23 protein-coding genes are annotated in these 21,106 nt (G+C 74.4%); 14 read left to right on the top strand and 9 right to left on the bottom strand.

What is annotated here, in order from left to right:
• The first annotated feature begins 28 nt into the window (after positions 1 to 28).
• The 8 genes from ligD (KLI87_RS10415) to KLI87_RS10450 all read left to right on the top strand — a co-directional run bounded on the left by ligD (KLI87_RS10415) (position 29) and on the right by KLI87_RS10450 (position 7,311).
• Positions 29 to 1,003: a non-homologous end-joining DNA ligase gene (gene ligD / locus KLI87_RS10415; RefSeq protein ID WP_214616803.1), complete on the top strand. Its 975-nt coding sequence runs from the start codon at positions 29 to 31 to the stop codon at positions 1,001 to 1,003.
• Entirely contained in the window at positions 993 to 1,886 is an 894-nt protein-coding gene (gene ligD / locus KLI87_RS10420; protein ID WP_156218917.1) for a non-homologous end-joining DNA ligase, read from the top strand. Before ligD (KLI87_RS10415) ends, ligD (KLI87_RS10420) begins: the two co-directional genes overlap by 11 nt.
• Positions 1,887 to 1,934: 48 nt before the next feature.
• Positions 1,935 to 3,302 (top strand): NAD(P)/FAD-dependent oxidoreductase, encoded by a 1,368-nt coding sequence (locus KLI87_RS10425; protein WP_156218918.1) that lies wholly within the window; start codon positions 1,935 to 1,937, stop codon positions 3,300 to 3,302.
• Positions 3,303 to 3,358: 56 nt separating this feature from the next.
• Complete coding sequence (locus KLI87_RS10430) at positions 3,359 to 3,559, top strand: hypothetical protein (protein ID WP_156218919.1); 201 nt, start codon at positions 3,359 to 3,361, stop codon at positions 3,557 to 3,559.
• 247 nt (positions 3,560 to 3,806) lie between these two features.
• Entirely contained in the window at positions 3,807 to 4,427 is a 621-nt protein-coding gene (locus KLI87_RS10435; RefSeq protein WP_214616804.1) for a TetR/AcrR family transcriptional regulator, read from the top strand.
• A 181-nt stretch (positions 4,428 to 4,608) separates the two neighbouring features.
• Positions 4,609 to 4,842, top strand: coding sequence for a DUF3107 domain-containing protein (locus tag KLI87_RS10440; RefSeq protein WP_214616805.1), 234 nt, complete (start codon positions 4,609 to 4,611; stop codon positions 4,840 to 4,842).
• Positions 4,843 to 4,976: 134 nt separating this feature from the next.
• Positions 4,977 to 5,282, top strand: a complete 306-nt coding sequence (locus tag KLI87_RS10445; RefSeq protein WP_156218920.1) for a GlsB/YeaQ/YmgE family stress response membrane protein — start codon at positions 4,977 to 4,979, stop codon at positions 5,280 to 5,282.
• A gap of 484 nt (positions 5,283 to 5,766) precedes the next feature.
• On the top strand, positions 5,767 to 7,311 hold the full coding sequence (locus KLI87_RS10450; RefSeq protein WP_308166007.1) for a DEAD/DEAH box helicase: 1,545 nt from the start codon (positions 5,767 to 5,769) through the stop codon (positions 7,309 to 7,311).
• Positions 7,312 to 7,335: 24 nt separating this feature from the next.
• Here KLI87_RS10450 and KLI87_RS10455 read toward each other — a convergent pair whose 3' ends face one another.
• A complete protein-coding gene (locus KLI87_RS10455; protein ID WP_214616806.1) occupies positions 7,336 to 8,028 on the bottom strand; it encodes a glycerophosphodiester phosphodiesterase in 693 nt (230 codons plus the stop codon).
• 69 nt (positions 8,029 to 8,097) lie between these two features.
• On the opposite strand from KLI87_RS10455, the gene KLI87_RS10460 reads away from it, so the two are divergent.
• From KLI87_RS10460 to KLI87_RS10470, 3 genes are all read left to right on the top strand, one after another.
• Positions 8,098 to 8,982: an alpha/beta fold hydrolase gene (locus KLI87_RS10460; protein ID WP_214616807.1), complete on the top strand. Its 885-nt coding sequence runs from the start codon at positions 8,098 to 8,100 to the stop codon at positions 8,980 to 8,982.
• 70 nt (positions 8,983 to 9,052) lie between these two features.
• Positions 9,053 to 10,285 (top strand): serine hydrolase, encoded by a 1,233-nt coding sequence (locus KLI87_RS10465; protein ID WP_214616808.1) that lies wholly within the window; start codon positions 9,053 to 9,055, stop codon positions 10,283 to 10,285.
• 109 nt (positions 10,286 to 10,394) lie between these two features.
• The gene (locus KLI87_RS10470) at positions 10,395 to 11,222 is read left to right on the top strand and encodes an alpha/beta fold hydrolase (protein ID WP_156218923.1); all 828 of its coding nucleotides are present in this window, start codon (positions 10,395 to 10,397) and stop codon (positions 11,220 to 11,222) included.
• Positions 11,223 to 11,252: 30 nt separating this feature from the next.
• Here KLI87_RS10470 and KLI87_RS10475 read toward each other — a convergent pair whose 3' ends face one another.
• The 6 genes from KLI87_RS10475 to KLI87_RS10500 form a co-directional block, all read right to left on the bottom strand.
• Positions 11,253 to 12,146: a PD-(D/E)XK nuclease family protein gene (locus tag KLI87_RS10475; protein ID WP_308165941.1), complete on the bottom strand. Its 894-nt coding sequence runs from the start codon at positions 12,144 to 12,146 to the stop codon at positions 11,253 to 11,255.
• A gap of 71 nt (positions 12,147 to 12,217) precedes the next feature.
• Positions 12,218 to 12,925: an MBL fold metallo-hydrolase gene (locus tag KLI87_RS10480; RefSeq protein ID WP_214616809.1), complete on the bottom strand. Its 708-nt coding sequence runs from the start codon at positions 12,923 to 12,925 to the stop codon at positions 12,218 to 12,220.
• Positions 12,926 to 12,934: 9 nt separating this feature from the next.
• A complete protein-coding gene (locus tag KLI87_RS10485; RefSeq protein WP_214616810.1) occupies positions 12,935 to 13,780 on the bottom strand; it encodes a PHP domain-containing protein in 846 nt (281 codons plus the stop codon).
• 37 nt (positions 13,781 to 13,817) lie between these two features.
• The gene (locus tag KLI87_RS10490; RefSeq protein WP_214616811.1) at positions 13,818 to 14,465 is read right to left on the bottom strand and encodes a DUF6758 family protein; all 648 of its coding nucleotides are present in this window, start codon (positions 14,463 to 14,465) and stop codon (positions 13,818 to 13,820) included.
• A gap of 119 nt (positions 14,466 to 14,584) precedes the next feature.
• Positions 14,585 to 15,874 carry a CPBP family intramembrane glutamic endopeptidase gene (locus KLI87_RS41460; protein WP_214616812.1) on the bottom strand — a complete coding sequence of 430 codons (1,290 nt, stop codon included), beginning with the start codon at positions 15,872 to 15,874 and terminating at the stop codon, positions 14,585 to 14,587.
• 108 nt (positions 15,875 to 15,982) lie between these two features.
• A complete protein-coding gene (locus KLI87_RS10500) occupies positions 15,983 to 16,924 on the bottom strand; it encodes a CoA ester lyase (protein ID WP_156218926.1) in 942 nt (313 codons plus the stop codon).
• 54 nt (positions 16,925 to 16,978) lie between these two features.
• Here KLI87_RS10500 and KLI87_RS10505 point away from each other — a divergent pair, with 54 nt between their 5' ends.
• Positions 16,979 to 17,470, top strand: coding sequence for a hypothetical protein (locus tag KLI87_RS10505; RefSeq protein ID WP_308165942.1), 492 nt, complete (start codon positions 16,979 to 16,981; stop codon positions 17,468 to 17,470).
• Between the two features lie 28 nt (positions 17,471 to 17,498).
• Here the strand turns inward: KLI87_RS10505 and KLI87_RS10510 are convergent, their stop codons facing one another.
• Positions 17,499 to 18,398 (bottom strand): RNA polymerase sigma-70 factor, encoded by a 900-nt coding sequence (locus KLI87_RS10510; RefSeq protein WP_308165943.1) that lies wholly within the window; start codon positions 18,396 to 18,398, stop codon positions 17,499 to 17,501.
• Positions 18,399 to 18,650: 252 nt separating this feature from the next.
• Here KLI87_RS10510 and KLI87_RS10515 point away from each other — a divergent pair, with 252 nt between their 5' ends.
• Positions 18,651 to 19,970, top strand: a complete 1,320-nt coding sequence (locus tag KLI87_RS10515) for a magnesium transporter MgtE N-terminal domain-containing protein (RefSeq protein WP_246250315.1) — start codon at positions 18,651 to 18,653, stop codon at positions 19,968 to 19,970.
• A gap of 11 nt (positions 19,971 to 19,981) precedes the next feature.
• Positions 19,982 to 20,449, top strand: a complete 468-nt coding sequence (locus KLI87_RS10520; RefSeq protein WP_214617392.1) for a DUF1003 domain-containing protein — start codon at positions 19,982 to 19,984, stop codon at positions 20,447 to 20,449.
• Here KLI87_RS10520 and KLI87_RS10525 read toward each other — a convergent pair.
• The gene (locus KLI87_RS10525; RefSeq protein WP_308165944.1) at positions 20,427 to 21,068 is read right to left on the bottom strand and encodes a MarR family winged helix-turn-helix transcriptional regulator; all 642 of its coding nucleotides are present in this window, start codon (positions 21,066 to 21,068) and stop codon (positions 20,427 to 20,429) included. The two genes, KLI87_RS10520 and KLI87_RS10525, sit on opposite strands and share 23 nt — an antisense overlap.
• Positions 21,069 to 21,106 lie beyond the last annotated feature (38 nt).

Consider the following 21,106-nt stretch of genomic DNA (forward strand, 5'->3'; position numbering starts at 1 on the left):
CGGCGCGGGCAACGGGTAGGACGCGGGTATGACCACGCCTTGGCCCGTCGAACCGATGATGGCCGTCACCGGGGACCTCCCGGGCGACGGCGACCGCTGGGGCCTGGAGCTCAAATGGGACGGCGTCCGCGTGCTGGCCCACGTCTCCGCCGCCGGAGTCCGCGCCTGCGGGCGGCGCGGCGGCGACGTGGCCGGACGCTACCCCGAGCTGTCCGGCCTGGCCGACCTCCTCCCCGACCGGGACGTGGTCCTGGACGGCGAGGTCGTCGCCTTCGAGGAGGGGCGCCCGAGCTTCGAGCGCCTCCAGCGCCGCATGCACGTGGGGCGCCCCGACCCGCGGCTGATCCGCGAGGTCCCCGTCCGGTACGTGGCGTTCGACCTGCTGCGCGTGGACGGCCGCGGGCTGTACGACGTCCCCTACGCCGAGCGCCGCGCGCTGCTCGCCGAGCTGGACCTCGCCGGCACCGGCCCCGTGGAGGTCCCCCCGTACCTGCACGGCGGCGACACCGGCCAGGTCAAGGAGCTGCTCGACTTCACCGTGGAGCAGCACTTGGAGGGGGTGCTCGCCAAGCGGCTCGACTCCCCCTACCGGCCCGGCCGCCGCGTCGACTTCTGGCGCAAGGTCAAGAACTTCATGACCCGCGAGGTCGTCGTCTGCGGCTGGAAGCCCGGCAAGGGGCGGCGCGAGGGCGGGGTCGGCTCGCTGCTGCTCGGCGAGTACGACGGGAAGGGCCGGCTGTGCTTCGTCGGGCATGTCGGCACCGGCTTCACCGATCGGGCGCTGGACGAGCTGTACGGCACGCTGTGGCCGCTGCGCCGCGCCGGGAGCCCCTACGACGAGGCCGTGCCGCGCGAGTTCACCCGCGACGCCCAGTGGGTTGAGCCCCGCCTCGTCGGGGAGGTCGCCTACGGCTCGCGCACCAGGGACGGGCGGCTGCGGCACCCGTCCTGGCGCGGGCTGCGCGACGACAAGGACCCCCTGGAGGTCAGCCTTGAGCAGTGAGCACGTGGAGGTCGAGGGGCGGCGGCTGAAGCTGTCCAACCTGGACAAGGAGCTCTACCCCGAGTTCACCAAGGGCGAGGTGATCGACTACTACGCGCGCGTCGCACCGGTCATGCTGCCGCACCTGAAGGACCGCGCCGCGACCCGCATCCGCTGGCCGGACGGGGTGCGCGCGGACAGGTTCTTCGAGAAGAACGCCCCGTCCCACACGCCCGACTGGGTGCGGACGGCGACGATCCCGACCCCCGGCAGCTCCACGGGCCGCGACACCCTCGACTTCGTCGTCGTCGACGACCTGCCCACGCTCGTGTGGTGCGCCAACCTCGCCGCGCTGGAGCTGCACGTGCCGCAGTGGAAGGTGGGGCCGCGCGGCGCCGTCCACGACGCGGACCTGGTCGTGTTCGACCTCGACCCGGGGCCGCCCGCCACGGTCGTGGAGGCGTGCGAGGTGGCCCACCTGCTGCGCGACCTGCTCGCCGAGGACGGCCTGGACTCCTACCCCAAGACCAGCGGCAAGAAGGGCCTGCACCTCTACGTCCCGATCAAGGAGTCGGCGCGGACGTCCGACTACGCCAGGGCGGCGGCGCGGCGGCTCGCGGAGGAGCATCCCGGGCTCGTGGTGGCGAAGATGGACAAGCGGCTCCGCAAGGGGAAGATCTTCGTCGACTGGAGCCAGAACAACCCCGCCAAGACCACCGTCGCGCCCTACTCGCTGCGCGCCGCCGACGAGCCCGCGGTGTCCACGCCCGTGACCTGGGACGAGCTCGGCGCCTGCGACGACGCCGCCGACCTGCGCTTCTCCCCCGCCGACGCGCTGGCGCGCGTCGACGAGCACGGCGACCTCCTCCAGCCGCTGCTGAGCGACCGGCAGCCGCTGCCCTGACGCCGTTTGTGTCCGAACCGGCACGCTCCGGCACCGGGATCCGCCACCATGGGGAACCACGGGGACATCCTGCGGGTGCTGGAGGATGAACAGTTGTCGAAGAACGAACACGGGGCCGTCGTGCTCGGCGGGGGGACGGCCGGGGAGCTGGTCGCGGCGGGTCTCGCCCGCGCCGGCCGCGACGTCGCACTCGTCGAGGACCACCTGGTCGGGGGGCTGTCGCCGTATCTGGCGTGCGTGCCGTCCACCTCGCTGCTGCTGTCGGCGCGGCGCGGCGAGACCTGGGAGCTGGCCGTCGCCCGCCGCGACGAGCTGGCCGCCCACCGCCACGACGACCGCGCGGTCGCCCGCCTCGCGCGGGACGGCGTCACGGTCCTGCGCGGCCGCGGGCGCGTCGTGCGCCCCGGCGCCGTCGAGGTCGGCGGCGTCGAGCACGCCTACGGCGACCTCGTCGTCTGCACCGGCAGCGAACCCGTCCTGCCCCCGGTGGACGGCCTCGCCGACGTGCCCGTCTGGACCAGCGACGAGGCGCTGTCGGTGCCCGACCTGCCGCGCCGGCTCGTCGTGCTCGGCGGCGGGCCCGTCGGCTGCGAGATGGCGCAGGTGTACGCGGCGTTCGGCTCGCAGGTGAGCGTGGTCGAGGCGGCCGGGCGGCTGCTGGACGCCGAGGCGCCCTTCGCCGGGGAGGCGCTGGCCGACGCGCTGCGCCGGATGGGCGTCGACCTGCGGCTCGGCGTCGCGCTCGGGCAGGTCGAGCGGAAGGAGTCGGGCGTGCGGCTGTGGCTGTCGGACGGCGGGACGCTGGACGCCGACCGCGTCCTCGTCGCCGCCGGGCGCCGCCCGCGCGTGGCGGGCCTCGGGCTGGAGTCCCTCGGCGTTGAGATCGTTCCGGGGCGGGGCGTCCCGGTGGAGGCGACGTGCGCCGTCCCGTCCGAGGCGGGGCGGGTCTGGGCCGCCGGGGACGTCACCGGCGTCGCCCGCACCACCCACGCCGCCCGCTACCAGGCCCGCGTGGTGCTCTCCAACCTGCTCGGGCGGCGCCGGGAGGCCGACTACCGGGCGATCCCCCGGGTCGTGCACACCACGCCGACCGTCTACGCCGTGGGGCTCTCCCCGGCGCGGGCGGGCGAACTCGGCATAGACCTGGTCGCCTCCGGGTACGACCTCGCGGCGACGGCGCGGGCGGCGGTGGACACCGACGACCGCGGCCGTGTCGAACTGTACGCCGACCGCTCACGGGGACTGCTGATCGGCGCCGCCGCGGCCGGGCTCTACGCTGAGGAGTGGATGAGCGAGATCGCGCTGGCCATCCGCGCGGAGACACCGCTGAGCCTGCTCACCGACGTCGTGCACGCGTTCCCGACGTACGGCGAGTCGCTGGAGCCGCCGCTGCGCGACCTGGCCGGACGCCTGTGACGCATGCGTCGAGGAGGAACGCCGCCACCCACCCGCGTACGAAGGCAGGACGTGTGATGAGCCAGACCGACGACCGTGAACAGCCCGTGCCCGACGAGGCGCCCGAGGCCGACACCGCCGAGCAGCGCGCCGACCTCGCCCCTGGCGAGGAGGAGCAGCCCCGCGAGTGGACGGCGCAGCTGCCCTTCGACGCCGACGAGGCCGACGCCGCCGACCAGCGCCGCGAGATCAGCCTGGACGAGGACGACTACCGCTGACCCGACACCCAACCCGACACCGACCCGGCGACGGCGCCGGACCGGGGCCGGGAGGGCCGCCGGGGGCGCCCGGCCGCGTTCCCGCGTTCGTCCCTGCGGGCGCTCCGTCGGAAATACACTGACCTGCGTGAAGGAGCCTCTCCCGGGACCGTTGGTGTCGCATGAGGTTACCCGCACGTAGGATGAAGAGATCGTATATAACGCGCCGGGCGATCGTCCCGCCGCGAATCGGTGATCGGAGACTGTGGTGACCGCGACCCCGGATGCCCGCCCCCGCGGCACGCGGCTGCCGCGGCTGGCGCGCCGCAGGCAACTGCTCGGCGCCGCGCAGGAGGTGTTCGTCGCGCAGGGCTACCACGCCGCCGCGATGGACGAGATCGCCGAGCGCGCGGGCGTCAGCAAGCCCGTGCTCTACCAGCACTTCCCGGGCAAGCTTGAGCTGTACCTGGCGCTGCTCGACGAGCACGCCGAGGCGCTGGTGAAGATCGTCCGCGAGGCGCTGGAGTCCACCACCGACAACAAGCTGCGCGTCCAGGCGTGCATGCAGGCGTTCTACGACTTCGTGGCTGGCGACGGCGAGGCGTACCGGCTCGTCTTCGAGTCCGACCTGCGCAACGTGGCGCCCGTCCGCGCCCGCGTCGACCGCGCCAACCAGCAGTGCGCCGAGATGATCGCCCAGGTCATCGCCGAGGACACCGACGCCCCGAGCGACGAGGCGCACCTGCTCGGCATGGGCCTGGTCGGCATGGCCGAGGTCAGCGCCCGCTACTGGCTGTCCCAGCACCGGGCGATCCCCAAGGACACCGCCGAGAAGATCATCGCCCGGCTGGCCTGGCGCGGGATCTCCGGCTTCCCCCGCACCGGCTGACCCCGCAGACCGCCGCCCGCAGACCGCCGACCGGCCGGTCGCGACTCGTTCGCGGCGGGGTGTGTTCCCGTCCGGTTTCACTCGGGGCGAAGCGGCGCGGCGGCGCGTCCGGCGGTCCGCGTGCCACCATCGAAGGCGTGTCCGCCGGTGGTCGGCGGGACGGGACGGACGGGAGCATCGAGTGCAGGTACGCATCGGCGTGCGGAACGTGCCCAGGGAACTCGTGGTCGACACCGCGCAGTCGGCCGACGACGTCCAGCATGCGCTGGCCGACGCGCTGGCCGCCGAGCGCGGGGTCTTCGTCCTGCAGGACCGCCGGGCCGGACGGATCGTCATCCCCGCCGCCCAGGTCGGCTACCTGGAGATCACCGAGGACGAGCAGCGCAACGTCGGCTTCGGCACACAGTACACCTGACCTGCCAAAACGCCGCGCCAGGGGCTCCGGCTTGACGGTCACCTGACCATCGCTTTGTTTGAACCGGACAGGACGGGCATATCGATCTCCGACCACGGGCCACCGGCCCCACGGAAACGGAATGGATGATCGACATGCTCACGACGATCCTCTGGTTCATCGTCGTCGGTGCCGTCATCGGAGCCCTGGCCCGGCTGCTGGTCCCGGGGCGCAACCCGATCGGCATCCTGGCGACCGTCCTCGTCGGCGTCGTCGGCGCCATCCTCGGCGGGGTGATCGCGAACGCGCTCGGCGCCGGCACGCTCATCGCGATCGTCTTCGCCGTCGTGATCGCCGCGCTCGGCGTGGCGGCGCTCACCTCGACGAACGGGCGGCGCGGGAGCGGCCGCGGGCGCGGCCGCGGCTGGCACGGCGGCCGGGCGAAGCGCGGCATCTTCTGACCCACCCCCGGGCGGGCCGTCCAGGCCCGCCCATCGAGACCTCCGGCCTCTCCGCCGGCGGCCCCGGCGGAAGCCCCGCTCCTCGCGAGCGGGGCTTCCCCATGTCCGGAAGTGGCCGTCCGGGACCGGTCCCGCCCACGCTCTCCACGGGACGAATCCGCCCTGATGGAATACAAGAAACCGGGCGAACGTTGGGACCTGTGATCGGCTATTGGTGTATGCAACTGACGGTCGGTACACTGCGTGGCGGAGTGTGACCGCACGCAGCCACAGTGAGTGACTGCTTTCAACCCCTGACTGCGGTCGCCGAGACATTTGATTGACGGCTGGTCCCTTCCGCGCGAGCGCGCGGCCACGAGGACGGCGGGCACGCCAGGACGGCGAGACCCCCGCCGACGGCCGCGCCGCACCCGGGAGCGAGGATCCCGCATATTGGAGGCTGAAAGCCCTGACTACCTTTCGTGAACTCGGGGTCGTCCCCGAGATAGCCGACGCCCTGCAAGCCGAGGGCATCGTCGAAGCGTTCCCCATCCAGGAGCTCGCCCTGCCGATCGCGCTGGGCGGCCACGACATCATCGGCCAGGCCCGCACGGGCACCGGCAAGACACTCGCGTTCGGCGCCGCGCTGCTGCAGCGCATCGAGCACGGCGGCCGCAAGCCGCAGGCGCTCGTCGTCGCGCCGACCCGCGAGCTGGCCCTCCAGGTCACCGACGACCTCCTGGTCGCCGGCGGCAAGCTCGGCACCCGCGTCCTGTCGGTATACGGGGGCCGGGCCTACGAGCCGCAGATCAGCGCGCTGCGCGAGGGCGTCGACGTCGTCGTCGGCACCCCGGGCCGCCTGCTCGACCTGGTCAAGCAGAAGCACCTGGACCTCTCGCAGGTCGGCGTGCTGGTGCTGGACGAGGCCGACCGCATGCTCGACCTCGGGTTCCTGCCCGACATCGAGCGGATCATCGACCGGATCCCGGCGCAGCGGCAGACGATGCTGTTCTCGGCGACGATGCCGGGCGAGATCGTCTCGCTGTCGCGCCGCTACCTGACCCGGCCCACCAACGTCCGCGCCGAGTCGCACGCCGAGTCCGACGCGACGCCGCAGGTCGTCCAGCACGTCTTCCAGGCCCACCAGATGGACAAGCCGGAGATGGTGGCCCGGCTGCTACAGGCGGAGGGCCGCGGCCTGACCATGGTCTTCTGCCAGACCAAGCGGGCCTGCGACCGGGTGGCCGCCGACCTCGCGCAGCGGGGCTTCGACGCCGCCGCCGTGCACGGCGACCTCGGCCAGAGCCAGCGCGAGCGCGCGCTCCGCGCGTTCCGCAACGGCAAGATCGACGTCCTGGTGGCCACCGACGTGGCGGCCCGCGGGCTCGACGTCGACGACGTCACCCACGTCGTCAACTTCGAGTGCCCCGACAGCGCCGAGACCTACGTGCACCGCATCGGCCGGACCGGCCGCGCGGGCAAGGAGGGCGTCGCCGTCACGCTGGTCGACTGGGCCGACCTCACCCGCTGGAAGCTGATCAACGGCACGCTCGACCTGCCGTTCGCGGCGCCGGAGGAGACCTACTCCACCTCGCCGCACTTCTTCGAGTCCCTCTCGATCCCCGCCGGCACCAAGGGCAAGCTCCCCAAGGAGCACCGCCACGAGCGCGCCGGCCTGGACGCCGAGGAGCTGGAGGACATCGGCGAGACCGGCAAGACCCGCAGCCAGTCCGGCGGACGCGACCGCGACCGTGACCGCGACCGGGAACGTCCCCGTCCGCGCCGCCGCAAGCGCGCCCGCACCCGTGCGGGCCAGCCGGTGGAGGGCCAGCAGGCCAAGGCCCGGTCCGTGCAGGGCCGGTCCGCGACGTCCCAGCCGGTCGCCGCCGAGCCGGGCACGGCCGAGCCGGGCGACAACGTCGTCGACGCGGTGGCCACCGAGCGCAAGCGCAGCCGGAGCCGCCGCCGCACCCGCGCCGGCAAGCCCGCCTCCGGGGTCGGCAACGGCGCCGGCAAGGCGAGCACGGACGAGGCGTCCCAGAGCGCCTGATCATCGCGGCCGCGAGACTTCCGCTCAGTCTCGCGGTTGCGCGTCCCTCAGCGTCAGAGCGGTCCCGGGGTGGTCGGTGATCAGCACGGCCACCCGCGGGTCGCGCAGGAAGCGGCGCATCAGCGGCACGGCGTTCACCGTCCAGATCATGGCGGGGACGCCCGCCCGCGCGCACTGCGCGAGCACCCCGACACGCGCGAACCGGTGGTTGAGCGCCACCATGTCGGCGCCCGCCCGGCGGACGAGCCGCAGCGGCGCGAAGTCGCGCGCGGCGCCCCGCTCCAGCAGCCCCCGCCCCACCGACAGCGCGGTCGGGACGCCGGGGAAGCGCGACTTGATCTCCGCGAGCGAGGCGACCTCCCGCGTCGTGACGACGAATCCCCCCGGCCCGAACGCCTCCAGCGCCAGCTCGACCACCTCGTGCTCGCAGCCGCGTTCCTTGAGGTCGAGATGCCCCCGGGCGCGTCCGGCGATGATCTGCATGGCGTCGGCGACGAGCGGCACGGGCCGCGCCGCGAGCTCCTCGATCCGCGCGTAGGGGAGCCGGTTCAGCGGCAGCCCCGCCAGGCGCGCGTCGTGGTGGACGACGAGCCTGCCGTCGCCCGTCCTGCGGATGTCGATCTCGACGTACTCGGCGCCGGACTCCACCGCGTCCTTGAGCCCGGTCAGGCCCGCCTCGTCGCGCCGGTGGGCCGAAACGGCCGGCTTGCGCTCCACCGTCGCGACGTTACCACCGCGTTTTCGCGGGCCCGGCCGGCGCACGCCCATTTAGTATGGTGGCCCTCTGTGAGCACGCCCCGGTTCCTGACCCTGCCCCCCGGTGTTAACCGGACGACCGTCGAGACCTCCCGCGGCGCCTTCGCCGCCCTGGAGGCCCTCCCGGGGTCGGGTGTGACCGAGCGGTACCCCGCCCTCCTGGTGCCCGGCTACACCGGCAGCAAGGAGGACTTCCTCGCCGTCCTGCAGACGCTCGCCGCGTCCGGCCGCCGCGTGCTGGCGATCGACCTGCGCGGCCAGTACGAGTCGGACGGGCCGGAGGACCCCTCCGCCTACGCCCGTGCCGCGCTCGGCGGCGACGTCGCCGCCATCGCCGCCACCCTCGGGCCCGACCCCGTCCACCTGGTCGGGCACTCCTTCGGCGGCCTGGTGGTGCGCGAGGCGATCCTGTCGGAGGAGGTCAGGCCCGCCTCGTCCACGCTGATGAGCTCCGGGCCCGCCGGGGTCACCGGGCAGGCCGCCGCCAAGGCCCGCGCGCTGCGCGACGCGCTCCCCGACCTCGGCATGCCGGCCATCTGGACGATCAGCCTGGAGCCGGAGTACCTGCGCCGCGGCGTCGCCCCCGAGGTCCTCGCGTTCCTCAAGGCCCGCACGCTCGGCAACTCCGAGACGGGCCTGGTCAGGATGGCCCACGAGATCCTCACCGCGCCCGACCGGGTCGACGAGCTCGCCAAGCACGCCGAGGACTCCGGCCTGCGCACGCTCGTCCTGTACGGGGAGGACGACGACGTCTGGGACCCCCGCGCCCAGGCCGCCATGGCCGAGCGGCTGGGCGCCGCGCGGGTCGTGATCCCGAGCGCCGCCCACTCCCCCGCCGTCGAGGCGCCCGAGACGACCGCCGGCGCGCTCCTGGCCTTCTGGGCCGAGGCCGAGCGCAACCACCGCGGCTCCTGACCCCGCGCGGCGGGCCGCCGGAGGGGCGCGAAACGGTGGGGAAACGGCGGGTGCCGTTGCATGCCGTCCCATGGATCACGACATCTCAGCAACACGGCCGGACGGGCCGTCCCGGCGGGGCGCGCTCCGGGTTCTGGGCGGTGCCGTCGCCGCCGGGAGCGCGGCCCTGCCGTTCACCGGTGCGGCGGCCCCGGCGAGCGCGGCGGGCGAGCCGGCGGAACAGGTCCCGAAGGGCCTGCGCCCCGGAGGCGAGCTGGACCGGTTCGTCGCCGGCATGGCGGCGAAGGACCAGTTCTCGGGATCGCTGCTGCTGACCCACCGGAGGCGGACGGTGCTGAGCCGCTCCCACGGGATGGCCGACAGGCGGGCCGGGGTCCGCAACGGGCCGGGCACGCGCTTCGCGCTCGCCTCGGTGAGCAAGCTGTTCACCGCGACCGCGATCCACCGGCTCGCGCAGCGGGGCGCACTGAACTACCACGACACGGTCGGCGCGCACCTCGACGGCTTCCCGGCCGAGATCGCCGACGCGGTGACCGTGCACCACCTGCTCACGCACTCCTCCGGTCTCGGCGACGTCTTCCAGATCCCCGGATTCCCCGAGGAGTCCAGGAAGTGGAACAGCACCGAAGAGGTGCTGGAGGGCGCCGTCGAATTCGTCCGGCGGACCAGGCCCACCTTCCCGCCCGGGGCCGGGGACCGGTACAGCAACGCCGCCTTCTGCCTGCTCGGGGCGATCGTCGCGGCGGCGTCGGGCCGGCCGTTCTACGACTACATGGCCGAGCACGTCTTCCGGGCGGCGGGCATGCGCGACAGCGCGTTCTTCACCAAGCCCGAATGGCGCGCCGACTCGCGCATGGCGCATCCCTACGCCAAGAAGCCGGGTGGTTCCGAGCGCACCGACAACCTTGAGGACCAGCTCTTCGTCGGGCTCCCGGCCGGTGACTCCTTCGCGACCTGCGCCGACATGGAGCGCTTCGCGCACGCCCTGCTGGACGGCGTCCTCCTGGACGCCGCCCACACCGAGCTGATGCTGGGCCCGAAGCTCCCCCGGCCGCCCCAGCCGAACCCGCCGCGCGGCGCGGCGCCGTCCTCCTCCAGCGTGTTCGCGGGATACGGGCCGGTCACGGCGCTGACGCAGGGGCAGTGGGTGCACGGGCACGGCGGCGGCAGCATGCTCGGCGCGTCCACGTCCCTTGAGTTCTTCCCCGGCAGCGGGTGGGTGGTCGTCGTCCTCAGCAACTACGACGCCGGGACGGTCGAGCCCATCGCCAGGCTCGCCCGGCGGCTCGTCCTCGCCGGGTAGCCGCCCTCCGGCGCGCGGCACCGGGGAACCCGGGCCGGCCCCGCCGATGATTTTCGGCGGGGCCGCTGGTCCACCTGGTCGAACACCCATTGACCGGGAGGAACCCGAGATGACGCTCGACTCGTCCGCGACCACCGTCCAGACCCTCCGCGTGGACGGCGCGCGCCTGCACTACGAGGTGCGGGGGCAGGGGCCGCTCGTGGCGCTCGTCGGCGCGCCCATGGCGGCCGCCGGCTTCGCGGCGCTGGCCGACCTGCTCGCCACCGACCACACCGTCCTGACCACGGACCCGCGCGGCATCGGCCGCAGCCCGGTGGACGACCCGGAGCAGGACTCGACGCCGCCGCTGCGGGCCGCCGACCTCTCCCGGCTGATCGCCGAACTGGACGCCGGGCCCGCCATCGTCCTCGGGTCCAGCGGCGGCGCCTGCACCGCGCTGGCGCTCGCGCAGACGCGTCCCGAGCAGGTCCGCCTGACCATCGCGCACGAGCCGCCGCTGGACGGGCTGCTCGACGACCGGGACGAGCTGCACCGGGCGACGGAGGAGATGATCGCCCGCTACCTGGCGGGGGACGTGATCGGCGCCTGGCGGCTGTTCATGGCCACCGCGGGCATCCGACTGCCCGAGGGGGCGCTGGAGCAGATGTTCGGCGGGGAGCGGGACCCGCAGGCGGTCGCCGACGAGCTGCGCTGGTTCGGGCACGAGCTGCGCGAGACCGTGCACTGGCGGCCCGACGTGGCCGCGCTGCGCGGCACCGAGGTCGTGGTCGGCATCGGCGAGGCCTCGGCGGGGCAGCTGTGCGACCGGACGTCCAGGGCGCTGGCGGAGGCGCTGGACGTCGAGCCCGTGGCGTTCCCCGGCGGCCACACCGGCTTCGCCGAGGATCCCGAGCCGTTCGCGATCCGGCTGCGCGCCGTTCTGGCCGGGATCCGCTGAGGTCCGCCGAGGTCGCCGAGGCCCGGCGGGTCAGTCGCCGCGGGCCGCCGCGTCCACGGCGGCCCAGGGCTCCTTCCGGGGCGCGGCCTCCCGGCCCTCCGGGCAGTGGCGGGCGAAGTCGCACCAGGAGCACAGCGTGCCCGGACGCGGCGGGAACAGCTCGTCGTGCGGCGCGTGGTCGACCGGGAGGGCCTCGCCCCGGCGGGGCTCGGGGACGCGCGCCCGGTACGCCTCGTCGGCGGCCGCGGCCTCCGCGGCGATCTGCTCGGCGCGGCGGATGTGGCGCTGGAGCGACTCGTCGGTGTGCTCCCAGACCGCGACCTCGCCGGAGGGGAGGTGGTGCAGCTCGACCCGGCGGCAGGGGCGGCGCAGCACCCGCGCCGCGGCGACCGCGTAGACGGCGAGGGCGAGCGAGCCGCGCGCGTCGTCGGAGGTGAGGACGTGGCGCCCGGTCTTGTAGTCGACGACGACGAGTTCGGCGCCGCGCGCGTCCAGCCGGTCGATGCGGCCCGACACGGCGATGCGGTCGGTGCGGGTCGCGACCGTGCGCTCGACGCCGAGCGGCTCGTCGGCCGGGTCGAGGGTCGCGGTGTAGCGCTCGGTCATCTCGCGGGCGCGCTCACGCCAGTAGGCGGACTGCTCCTCGTCCCGGAACCCCTCGGTCAGCCAGCCGCGCGCGAGCAGGGTGCCGGCGGCCTCGGGGGTCCGCTGGTGCTCGGGGAGCCGCCACCAGGCCGCCAGGGCGTTGTGGACGCTGGAGCCGAGGCTGTTGTGCGCCCACGGCGGGCCCTTCGGCGGCATCGGGCGGTCGAGGTAGGCCATCCGGTAGCGGCGCGGGCAGTCCAGCCAGGTGTTCAGCCGGGACGGCGTGCAGGAGTACAGGCGCCGGGGCATGCCCTCGAAACCCAGCTGCTCGGCCCCCACGCTCGACTTCCCTCAAGATCGGTTCGGAGACGGTCTCGTCGCGGCCCGTCCGCCGCCTCGCGGGCGGACCGTCAGTCGTCGTTCTCCTGCGCCAGCGCGCCCCAGGTCTCCCAGCGGGAGTCCTCCTCGCCGACCGTGGTCTCCTCGCCCTGGCCGGGCAGGACGCGCAGGTCCTTGGGGAGCGGGGTCAGCAGGGCGCCGATGGAGTTGAGCTGCTTGCGCAGGTCGTCGTACACGCCGCCGACCGAGCCCGGACGGCCGCGGTGCAGGGTGTCGCCCGCGAACAGCACGCCGAGCTGCTCGCTCATCACGCTGACGCTGCCCGGCGTGTGACCGGGGGTGTGCACGATCTCCAGCTGGGCGTCGCCGATCTCGAAGACGCCGCCGTCCTCCAGCCAGATGTCGGGTTCGAGGGCCCGCAGCGCCTTGGCGTCGTCCTCGTCCTCCTCGGCCTTGGCGAGGCGGCCGAAGTAGTCGCGCCACAGCAGCCGGTCGGCGCGGTGCAGGGCGATCGGGGCCCAGTTCTCCTCGTCCTCCTCGCCCGCGGCGGCGACCTCCAGCACCACTTCGAGGCGGTGCTCGTTGCCGTCGGTCAGCAGGACCGCCATGACCTCGCGCTCGCCGACCTCCTTGAGGATGGCCTCGGCGTCGAAGGCGGGGTCGATGACGATGACCTCGTCATCGTCGCCGACGAGGTAGGTGTTGCTTTCGACGTCGTACTCGGTGTCGTCCAGGGTCAGTTTGCCCGACGTCACCACCTGTTCGATGCGTGCGTCCACGCACGCACCCTACCGCGACTGGCGGACCCGGTCGGGCCCCACGGAGATCAGCTTTTCGTACTCCCCCGGCGCGGTCGTCTCGGCGCCGAGCCGGTCGCCGGTCGGCGCGCCGTGGTCGTCGCTGGAGCCGGTGGCGGCGAGCCCGAGGGACGCCGCGACCTCCCGCAGGTGGGCGCGGTCCTCGGGGGCCTGGTCGGGGTGGTCGACCTCGACGCCGCGCAGCCCGGCGGCGGCCAGCCGCTCGATCACCGCGTCGGCGAAGACGTAGCCGCCGCGTCCCGCGCGGGGGTGGGCGAGGACGCAGGCGCCGCCCGCCGCGCCGACGAGCCGGATCGCGCGCTCGGGGTCGAGCGCGTACCGCTCGGCGTAGGCGCGGCCGCCCTGGGCGATCCAGCGGGGGCCGAACGCCTCGTCGGCGGTCTTGATCGCGCCCGCGTCGAGCATGGCGCGGGCGATGTGGGGGCGCCCGACCGCCTCGCCGCGGGCGAGGGCGCGGACCTGCTCCCAGGTGACGTCCACGCCGAGCTCCTGGAGGCGGGCGACCATCGCCTTGGCCCTGACCACTCGGTCATCACGGATGCGGGCGAGTTCGGCGGCCAGTTCCGGCTCGGCCGGGTCGAACAGGTAGCCGAGCATGTGCAGGCTGCGCCCGCCCTCCTGGCAGGACAGCTCCACGCCGGGAACGAGGGCGAGACCGTCCGGCAGGGCGGCGGCGGCCTCGTCCCAGCCGCCGGTGGTGTCGTGGTCGGTCAGCGCGAGGACGTCCAGCCCCTTCGCGCGCGCCCGCCGGACGACCTCGGCGGGCGGGCGGGTGCCGTCGGACACGTCGCTGTGGCTGTGGAGATCGATGCGCATGCGCCCCTTTGTACTCGCCCGGGACGGGCGAGGGGGGCTATTCGTCCAGGCGGGGGGTGTGGGCGCCGTAGGGGAGGTCGATCTCCATGCCCGGCTCGCGGAGGTCGAGGAGGTGCTGGCGCTCCACCAGCAGGACGCCCGCCTCGGCCGGCCACAGGACGACCCACAGCCAGTCGCCCATCGCCTCGCCGACGAAGACGGCGCGGTCGGGCAGGTCCCCGACCGCCCACATGGGGACCACCCGCCCCGAGGTGGCCGTCGGGCCGCTGACGTCGAGTTTCACATGCGGGGGGTCGGCGTCGAACCCCTCGCCGGGGTCGCCGCCCTCCAGCCCCGCGTAGTGGGCGCCGAGCCCGATGCCCGGCTCCTCGGCGATCACGACCATGTCGGCCGGGCCGCTGAGCAGCCCGGGACCCGACACGGCGAGGGCGACGGCCCGCGCGCCGCTGCGCTCGTCCCCCACGGTGGTGAACCCGGTGACGAGCCATCCCAGCGGAAGAGGCCAGGGCGTCCAGACGGGGACCCGCGCGTCGCGGACGACGGCGGCGAGCCCGTCGGGGCCCGGACGTTTGGACGGCTGCCTGGGCAGCACCGCGCCGTCCGCGCCGCAGCTCCAGTCGCTCGACCAGAGGCCCGGCGCGTGCAGTGGGCCCGCGCACCGCGGACATGTGGGCTCCGCCCTCACGGTTACCCACCCTGCGCGGCTCTCCCCCGTTCCGTCAAGTTCCGCCGGGTACCCGTCCGGGAAAGGGGCGACAAAGCGGGCCGCACGAACCGGCAACGCGCCGCTTCGGCGCGGACGGGCTAGGCGGCGAACTCCGGGCCCGGCGAGCCGCCGACCCGCGCGGGCGCGGGCGGCGCGTCCGGGCCGGGCTCCTCCCGGGTCTCGGCGGTGAGCGTCTGGATCCGCATGCGCCGCGCCAGCCACACCACGGCCAGCGCGTACAGGACCATCGGGACGATGTCGGCCAGGACGTACTCCCAGCGCACGCCCCCCTGCTCGATGTCGAGCTTCCCGACCGCCGCCGGAAAGAGGAACGCCATCAGGTTGTTGAAGACGTGCAGCGCGATGCCCGACTCCAGCCCGCCCGTGCGCACCGCGAGCCAGGCCGCGAGCGCGCCGAAGAAGAAGATGTCGAGGACGCCCCAGCCGGTGTAGCCGTGCCCGGCGGTGAACAGGGCCGACCCGACGACGATCCCCGGCCAGGGGGTGCGCAGGACGGCGCTGCACGCCCGCCCGACGCGTCCGCGCAGGGTCTCCAGCGTGCAGGCGCCGACGGCCTGGAGCAGCCAGCCCCGGAAGACGTACTCCTCGGCCGCCGACTGGAACGGCACCAGCAGGATGATCACGATCGCGGGCGCGAGGAAGTCCCCCCAGCCGACCCAGTGCTCGTCGGAGCCCGAGTCGTCGCCCACCAGCGTGCTCGCGATCATCGACGACCCGTAGGACACCACGCAGAACAGCGCGGCCAGGCCGCAGCAGGCGAGCAGCCAGCGCCAGCGCAGCCGGCCGGCGACCGAGGACAGCGTGCCCGGCCGCCGCCGCTGCACCACCCACGCCGCGAGGAAACCCACCGGCAGGAACACCGCGAGCATGCCCAGGTCGAACGCGAGGTCCGCGGTCGCGTCCCCGAAGATCGAGTCGGACGCGGAGTCGTCCATGGCGTCGCCGGTCGCCGCCAGCCGGACGATCATGCCGATGATCATCAGGCCGATGGCCAGGCCGAAGCCGAGCCCGAGGATGCCGAGCGTGCCGGCCAGCGGCCGCCACCAGCGATGCGCCGCCGTCCGCGCCATCCGGTGGAAGGGGGTGCCGGGCGGCGGGTCCACCGCCCAGGGCGGCTTCGGCGCCGGAGCCGCCCCGTAGCCGGGATAGGCGTATCCGGGCTGCGGGTATCCAGGCTGTGGATACCCGGGCTGCGGGTATCCGGGGTGGCCGTACTGGCCCTGGTACTGGCCGGGCTGCGGCCACCCCTGGGGCGGCGGTGCTTGGGGCGGAGGCGGCGCGGGGGACGTGGCGGGTGGCAGGGGCCGCTCGCCCGTCGGTTCCGGGTCGAGCGGGGCCCAGCCGTGCGCGTCCCCGGATTCCGCCACGTGTAGTCCCCCTCCACGGTGTGTGGGACGAATCGTACGTGCCCGCGCGCCGTCCCCGTCCGTGACCGAGCCCGTGCTCAGGCCCGTGTCAGCAGGTGGCGGCCCGCGTCAGTCGGCGGGCGGCTCGAAGCGCTTGGTGCGGGGCAGCCCGGCCGCGCGCCCCTTCGCCGCGATGACCAGCGCCATCTTCCGGGACGCCTCGTCGATCATCTCGTCGCCGAGGGTGGCGGCGCCGCGTCCCTCGACCTTGGTGGCGTGCTCGTAGGCGTCCAGGATCAGCTCGGCGTGGTCGTAGTCGTCCTGGGACGGGGAGAACACCGCGTTCCCGGCCTCGATCTGGGACGGGTGCAGCACCCACTTCCCGTCGAAGCCGAGGGCGGCGGCGCGCTCGGCGACGCGGGTGAAGGCGTCCACGTCCCGGATGTTGAAGTACGGCCCGTCGATGGCCTGGAGGTCGTGCGCGCGGGCCGCCATCAGGATCCGCATGAAGATGTAGTGGTAGGCGTCGCCCTCGGTGTAGCCGGGGGGCTGCTCCCCGACCACCAGCGTCTTCATGTTGATCGAGGCCATCAGGTCGCCGGGGCCGAGCACCAGCGACTCCAGCCGGGGCGAGGCCGCGGCGATCGCGTCGATCCCGACCATGGCGCGCGCGTCCTCGATCTGCGCCTCGATGCCGATCCGGCCGACCTCGTAGCCCATCGCCCGCTCGATCTGGGTGAGCAGCCGGTCGAGCCACTGGACGTGGGACGCGTCGCTCGCCTTCGGCAGCATGATGGCGTCCAGCTCGGCGCCCGCGCCCTCGACGACCTCGATCACGTCCCGGTACGCCCAGGGCGTCTCCAGGTCGTTGATCCGCACCACGCGGACCTTGCCGCCCCAGCCGCCCTCGTTGAGCGCCGCGACGACCTGGGCGCGGGCCCCCTCCTTGGCGGACGCCGCCACCGCGTCCTCCAGATCGAGGAGGACCTCGTCCGCAGGGAGGTCGCGTGCCTTCTCGATGAATCGGGGGTTGCTGCTGGGTACGGCCAGGGTGGTTCGTCGCGAGCGCATGCGCCGGATGGTATCGACCGGGTGTGAGACGCTTTTCGCATGGGTGACCTCAACGTGGCTCTGGTAGAGGAGGCGGCCAAGAAATCGGGGCTGCTGTGGCTGGACCTTCCCGGCCTGCCGCAGCCCCGGGCCGCCTGGCACGTGTGGCACGAGGGCTCGGCCTACGTGCTGACGGGCGGGGACGGCGAGCAGCCCCTCCCCGGCCTCCCGGACGCGGGCCGGGTGACCGTGATCGTGCGCAGCAAGGACAAGGGCGGCCGGCTGGTCTCCTTCGTCGCCGCGTGCGCGCCGGTCGAGCCCGGGACGCCGCTGTGGGACGCCGTCGCCCCGCTGCTGGCCAAGGACCGGCTCAACGCGCCGAGCCACGAGGGCCAGGTGGAGCGCTGGGCGACCGAGTCGTGGATCGTCCGGCTGACCCCGGTCGAGGACGCGGCGGCCGAGGCGCCGGAGGCGTACGCGAGCGTCCGCCCGGTGCCGACGCCGGCGACGACGGCGGGCGCGCCGCCGCGCATGGTCGGCGGCAAGCGCCGCCGCGTCGACCGCTGAACCCCGCCTGGATCGGCCCTGGATCGCCCTAGATCGGCAGTTCGCGGCCCGCCGCGACCGCCTGGAGCTTGTCGGGGTTGGAGACGATGTGGATCGCCTCCACCCGGCCGTCCGCGCCGAGCGCGACGACGAACGCGGTGATCGGGCCGTCCGGGCCGTCGACGACGAGGCCGGGCTCGCCGTTGAGCCGGACGCGCCGCGGCCGCATGTCGTCCCACTCGACGCCCGCGTAGGGCACGCCCGAGACCGCCGTGAGCCAGCGCCCGACCTTGTCGGCGCCGTGGATGACGCGCCGCGCGGCCTGGACCTTGCCGCCGCCGTCCGTCCACAGCGCCACGTCGGGCGCGAGGACCTCCATCAGCCGGTTGATGTCGCCGCCGAGCACCGCGTCGAAGAACCGGTCGGTCGCGGCGCGCCGCTCGGCGCCGCCCGCCTCGAAGCGGGGGCGGCGCGCCTCGACGTGCTTGCGGGCGCGGGTGCCGAGTTGGCGCACCGAGGACTCCGACCGGTCGATCGCCTTCCCGATCTCGGCGTAGGGGTAGCCGAAGACCTCCTTGAGCACGAACACCGCCCGCTCCAGCGGGCTCAGCGTCTCCAGGACGACGAGCATCGCCATCGACACCGACTCCGACATCTCGGTGGCCTCGGCGATGTCCGGGGAGGTCAGGATCGGCTCGGGCAGCCACGGCCCGACGTAGGTCTCGCGCTGCGCCCGCGCCGAGCGCAGCCGGTCCAGCGCGATGTTGGTGGTGATCCGGACGAGGTAGGCCTTGGGGTCGGCGACGTCCCCGCGGTCCCCGGCCGACCAGCGCAGCCACGCGTCCTGGACGGCGTCCTCGGCGTCGGCCGCGGTGCCGAGCATCCGGTAGGCCACGGCGAACAGCAGGTTCCGGTGCTCCTCGAAAGGGTCCTGCGCCGACTCGCTCACAAAGCACGAGTCTGCCCGAGCGTCCGCGCCGTGCTCGAAGGGGGTGCGCGCCATGGGTGCCTCCGTCCGCACGGGGTCGCCCGCCCCGCGGCCCGTCCCGCCGCCGGCCCCGGGGCGCCCCCGCCCTGTCTCCGCCCGTCACCATGAGGACGAGGCGCGCCGCCGCGATGTGACACCGGCCCCGGCGAGGGGCCGCGCGCGGCGCGTCCGCCGCCTCGGATGAGCTGCAAGATCACGGGTAGTGTCCTGCCCATGAGCGGATCTCCGGGCCGGGTGTTCATCGCCCGCCTCGCCGGGATAGCGGTGTTCGACCCCGCCGGCGACCAGGTCGGCCGGGTCCGCGACGTGGTGGTCGCGCTGCGCCTCGCGCCCCGCCCGCCCCGCGTGCTCGGGCTGGTCGTGGAGGTGGGGCCGCGCCGCCCGGTGTTCCTGCCGATCACCCGGGTCACGGTGGTCGAGGCCGACGCGATCGTCTTCGACGGCAGGCTGAACATGCGCCGCTTCCACAAGCGCGAGTCCGAGACGCTCGTGATCGCCGAGATGCTGGACCGCACGGTCCGCTTCCGCGCCTCCGGCGAGCCCGTCTCCGTCGTGGACGTGGCGATGGAGCCGACCCGCACCCGGGACTGGCTGATCGGCAAGGTCGCCGTCAACCGGGGCCGCAGGGGCGGGCGCGGGCGCGGCCTGCGGCGCCGGGGCGAGAGCCTGGTCGTGGACTTCGACGCCGTCGAGGGCTTCTCCGCCGTCGAGCACGGCCAGGGCGCGGCCGGGCTGATCGCCGCGTTCGAGCGGATGAAGCCCGCCGACCTCGCGGGCATCGTCCACGAGCTGCCGGAGAAGCGCCGCACCGAGGTCGCGGTCGCGCTGGACGACGAGCGCCTCGCCGACGTCCTGGAGGAGCTGCCCGAGGACGACCAGGTCGAGATCCTCGGCAAGCTGGAGGACGACCGGGCCGCCGACGTCCTGGAGGCGATGGGCCCCGACGACGCCGCCGACCTGCTCGGCGAGCTGCCGACCGAGCAGCGCGAGCGGCTGCTGACGCTGATGGAGCCGCGCGACGCGGCGCCCGTCCGGCGGCTGCTGACCTACGCCGACGACTCGGCGGGCGGGCTGATGACCACCGACCCGGTGATCGTCGCGCCGGACGCGACCGTCGCCGAGGCGCTCGCGCAGATCCGCAACCCCGACCTGAACCCGGCGCTGGCCGCGCAGGTGTATGTGTGCCGGCCGCCGACCGCGACGCCGACCGGCCGCTACCTCGGCACCGTGCACTTCCAGCGGCTGCTGCGCGAGCCGCCGCCGACGCTGGTCAGCGGCATCGTCGACGCCGAGCTGGACCCGCTGCGCCCGACGATGTCGCTGGCGGCGGTCGCGATGTTCCTGGCCACCTACAACCTGGTCGCGGGCGCGGTCGTGGACGAGGACGGGCACCTGCTCGGCTCGGTGACGATCGACGACGTCCTCGACCACCTCCTGCCCGAGGACTGGCGGGAGACCGTGATGGACGCGAGCGCCGAGGCGCCCTCCGATCCGGAGGAGGAGGCCCTGCGGGGCGGCGAGGGGACGAGATGACCACACGCGAGATGAGCACCCGGCTGGACCAGCCCCGCGAGATCCGGCGGACGCTGCTGCCGCGGCCCCACTACGACCCGGAGTCGTTCGGGCGGCTGTCGGAGCGGATCGCCCGGTTCCTCGGCACCGCCCGGTTCCTGGTCTACATGACGGTGTTCGTGGCCGTGTGGATCGTCTGGAACCTGGTGGTGCCGCCCGCGCTGCGGTTCGACCCGTACCCGTTCATCTTCCTGACGCTGATGCTGTCGCTCCAGGCGTCCTACGCGGCGCCGCTGATCCTGCTGGCCCAGAACCGGCAGGACGACCGCGACCGCGTCCAGTACGAGCAGGACCGCGCCCGCAACGAGCGGACGATCGCCGACACCGAGTACCTCACCCGGGAGATCGCCGGGCTGCGGGTGGCGCTGAACGAGGTCGTGACCCGCGACTTCCTCCGGTCGGAGTTGCAGCAGATGCTCAAGGAGCGGGACGCGCGCTGACCCCCTCCCGGGGGAAGGAGGCCGCCGCGTCAACGGACTCGTCAACGGACTCGGCGGCGGACTCGGCGGCGGACCCGTCGACGGGCTCGTCGGCGAGCTTGCCGAGCAGGTGGCCGAACAGGCGCAGGTCGTCGTCGTCCAGGCGGCTGAGGACGTGGTCGCGGACGCCGCGCCGGTAGGTGGGGGCGGCCTCCTCCAGCCGCGCCCGGCCCGTCGGGGTCAGGGCCGCGTACAGGCCGCGCGCGTCGCTCGGGCACGTCTGCCGGGCGACCAGGCCCTCCCGCTCCAGCCGGTCGACCAGCCGGGTCAGCCCGCTGCGCGACAGCAGCACCCGGTCGGCGAGGTCGTTCATGCGCAGCCGCCCGCACGGCGCCTCACCGAGGTGGGTGAGCACGTCGTAGAAGGCCAGCGGCAGGTCGTGCTCGGCCAGCAGGTCGGCCTGGAGGCGGCGGGAGATCCGCACCTGGGCGCGCAGCATCGTCCGCCAGACCGCCGGCTCGGCGGCCGGGGCCGGGGCGGCGGCGTCGCCGGCCGCGTGCCCGGACGGACGGCCGGGGGCGGGCGCCCGTTCCTCGGCCTGGACGGGGATGTCCGCGACGGGGCTGTGCTGGGTGGTCACCCGACGATCGTACGGCGGGCGGGCGCGGGGTGAGAGAC

The sequence above is a fragment of the Actinomadura sp. NEAU-AAG7 genome (assembly GCF_018603865.1).
GTDB classification, from domain to species: Bacteria; Actinomycetota; Actinomycetes; order Streptosporangiales; family Streptosporangiaceae; genus Spirillospora; species Spirillospora litoris.